The following is a 3,706-nucleotide window of genomic DNA, read 5'->3' on the forward strand; positions in this document are numbered from 1 at the left end:
CTTATTGCGCATAAAAAAGGGAACAGATTTTACTTATTATAAACAAACCACCATTCGCAGAAGGATTCTTCGTAGAATGGCTTTAAGCAATAAAGAAAATCCTCCCAAATATTTAGAGTTTTTAAGAGAAAACAAATCTGAGCAGGATGTGCTTTACCAGGATTTGCTGATTCCGGTAACCAGCTTCTTTAGGGATACTGAAATCTTTAGCAACCTTTGTGAAACCCTTCTTCCTGATATTTTGGAAAATAAGACAGGGGACGGTCCTATTCGCGTGTGGGTTGCTGGATGCAGTACCGGGCAGGAAGCCTACACCATAGCAATGTGTATGCTGGAGTTTTTGGATGAACAGGAAAGTCAGGAAAAAGTACAGCTATTTGGTACAGATATAAGCGAACCTGCCATATTAAAAGCCCGATCAGGGATTTATAAGAGGTCTGAAATAGAGGATATTTCACCTGAGCGGCTGGAAAGGTTTTTTAATAAAATCGATAGCAGTTATCAAATTAAAAAAGAGGTGCGCGAAAAATGTGTTTTTGCAAATCATAATTTTCTAAAGGATCCACCTTTTGGGAGAATGGACCTTATAAGTTGTCGCAACGTTTTAATATACATGCAGCCTTATCTTCAGAAGAAGGCACTAACGACCTTTCATTATGCCTTAAAGAAAAAGGGCAGTTTGTTTTTGGGCAAATCAGAAACCGTAAATAGTGTTCCAGACCTTTTTACTCCTTCAGAAAAGAAGGATAAGATTTTTACACGAAAGGATAAGGCAGGGAAATTTATGCAGGTGGCGAGCAAGCGGAGTGAAGAGAATTTTCGGGACTTTAGTAAAAGTGCGAAAACAGAAAACGCACGAACAGATTTCCAGAGGACGGCAGATGATGTGATCCTTAGTAAATATACACCGGCAGGAGTGGTTATAGACGAAGCGATGGAAATTGTACATTTTCGGGGTAGTACGGGTGCTTACCTGGAACCACAGGCTGGGAAACCCAGCCTTAATTTATTGAAAATGGCCAAAAACGGACTGGCTTTTGAACTTCGCACCATTATACACCACGCAAAAAAAGAAGGGGAGTCTATCCTGAAAGAAAACGTTCCTTTGCGGGATAACAACAAGCAACGCCTTATCTCCCTTGAAGCTATTCCTTTGCTTAGTTTAACAGAACCTCACTATTTAATACTCTTCCACGATCTTTCCACAGATCCAAGGTTCTCACAAAAGCTGAAAGACAAGAAAATCACATCGGAACAGTCTAAAACGGATGGAAAAGACCTTAGAATAGATCAATTGGAAAAGGAACTGGTGCAAACGCGGGAAGACATGCGCAGTATTACCGAAGACCAGGAAGCTACCAATGAAGAATTACAAAGTGCAAATGAGGAACTGCAAAGCGGTAGTGAAGAATTGCAAACTTTAAATGAAGAATTAGAGACCAGTAAGGAGGAGCTGCAAAGCACCAATGAGGAATTAACAAGTGTAAACCAGGAACTGCTGAGTTTAAACAAGAATTTAACTACAGCAAGAAATTTTGCCGTAGATATCCTCAATACAGTGCGGGAGGCATGGGTGGTGCTTGATAAAAAATTCCATGTAAGATCTGCCAGCAGTACTTTTTATAAAGTTTTTCGTACGAGCGAAAAAGAAACGGAAAATAAATCCATTTTTAGCCTGGGAAGTGATCAATGGCATATTCCTCAACTAAGGAACCTTCTGGAAAAGATTCTTCCGGAGAAATCATTTATTTCAGATTTTGAAGTTACACATGATTTTCCTGAAATAGGCGAACGTACAATGCTCTTGAATGCCCGGGAAATTGTAAGGGATGAAGGTGGTGAAAAGTTAATCTTGTTGGTCTTTGGAGACATAACCGACAAGAGGACTGCAGAAAAAAATATTGAAAAAAGCGAAATTAAATTTCGGCTCCTGGCAGAGACAATACCACAGCTCATTTGGATTACCAATGCTGAAGGGCAATTCGAATATTTTAATCCCAAGTGGAAACATTACACTGGAACGTCTTCTAATGATAGCCTGGAAAACAAATGGATCAAATTTGTACATCCTGAAGATCTTCCTTCTGTTCTCGACACCTGGAAGGAGAGCTTAAAAAAAGGAAGCTTTTTCTCTATGGAATATAGGTTAAAGAATAAAAAAGGAGAGTATAACTGGTTTCTTGCAAAAGCACTTCCTCTCTTTGGTACAGACGGGGAAATAATTAAATGGTTTGGTTCTTACACTAATATAGAAATTCAAAAGGAAGCCGAACAGGCATTGAGAAAAAGCAGCGAACATTTTAGAGAATTGTCAGAACTGGTGCCGGAAAAAATTAGTCACGCAGACTTCAATGGAAAATTTGAATATTTTAATAAAAGCTGGATACGCTATACAGGATTAAATGTTGAGGAACTTAAAGATGGGGGCTGGCAGGGATTATTGCATCCGGAGGAAAAGGAGGAGGTTGTAAAACAATGGCGAGCAACTATAGAAACGGGACAGCCTTTTGAAATGGAGTTGAGATATCTTAATAAAGATGGCAATTACAACTGGCATCTGTCCCGGGCTATTCCGGTAAAGGACAAGGAAGGCAGGATAAAGCAATGGATTGGTGCGGCTACCGAAATCCAGAGAATTAAAGAAGAGGAAAAACGCAAGGAAGGCTTTCTGCAACTGGTAAGCCATGAGCTTAAAACTCCTGTTACTTCTATAAAAGGGTATGTACAATTGTTGTTGAGCATGCTGGAGAGCGAAAAAAAGCAGCCCATGGATTTGCCTTTAAAACCTTCTTTAAGACGCATTGAGGACCAGGTAGGGCGACTTACGAGATTAATTTCAGAAATGCTGGACCTTTCCAGGATAGAAGAGAATAAGCTTGAATTGAAAAAGGAAATATTTAGACTTAATGAACTTGTCGATAATACAGTTCAGGATATCAATAATACCGATATTGAACATAACATCAACGTTTATCATGAATTTCATTGTGAGATAAATGCTGACAGAGATCGAATAGGACAGGTGATTATAAACTTTATAACTAATGCCGTCAAGTATTCTCCGCATAGCCGGGAAATAGCGGTAACCATCCATGAAGCTGAGGCTGGGAAAGTAGCGGTGAGTGTCAAAGATCGCGGGATTGGTATTGCAGAAGCAGACCAAAAGGAAATTTTTAAACGTTTCCATCGGGTGCCAGGGAAAAATGAAGATACATACGCGGGGTTAGGGATAGGCCTGTTTGTAGCTCACGAAATAGTGGAGCGACACGATGGTTCCATAACAGTAGAGAGCAAATTAGAGGAGGGGTCGGTATTTACATTTATTTTACCCTATGAAAGCAAAAATAATTCTGAAAACTGAAAATCAGGTGTATTTGAGTTGGCCTAAACTGAATGTTGTGCTAATAATTTCAGAAAAATAGTTAGCGTGTATAGAGACATAGCAAAAAAAATTACTGAATTCAAACACTTCTGAAGCACTGCCCCTGTAAGAAAGCAAGAGCTTATTCTTTACTGATTTACAGGTGGCTCCTGGTGCATGTCCTCACTTAATTTTGCTAAAAAAGTTTTAAACGGTTAATGTGTTTTTTTGTTTCTTCCAGCCGGCCCTTATGAAAGGAGGATAATTCCATTTCGCCTTCGTTATTTTCTCGTTTTGCCATTAATAAAAGAAGGTTTTCCTTTTCTTCAAGCATCCGGATAGATA

At 39.3% G+C, this 3,706-nt stretch carries 1 protein-coding gene; it reads left to right on the top strand.

Annotation, left to right across the window (positions count from 1 at the left end):
• On the top strand, positions 1 to 3,361 hold a 3,361-nt coding region (locus tag RM529_RS16335), incomplete at its 5' end, for a CheR family methyltransferase (RefSeq protein ID WP_311485807.1).
• Positions 3,362 to 3,706: the final 345 nt, after the last annotated feature.

This window comes from Autumnicola edwardsiae, assembly GCF_031846505.1.
Lineage (GTDB): Bacteria > Bacteroidota > Bacteroidia > Flavobacteriales > Flavobacteriaceae > Autumnicola > Autumnicola edwardsiae.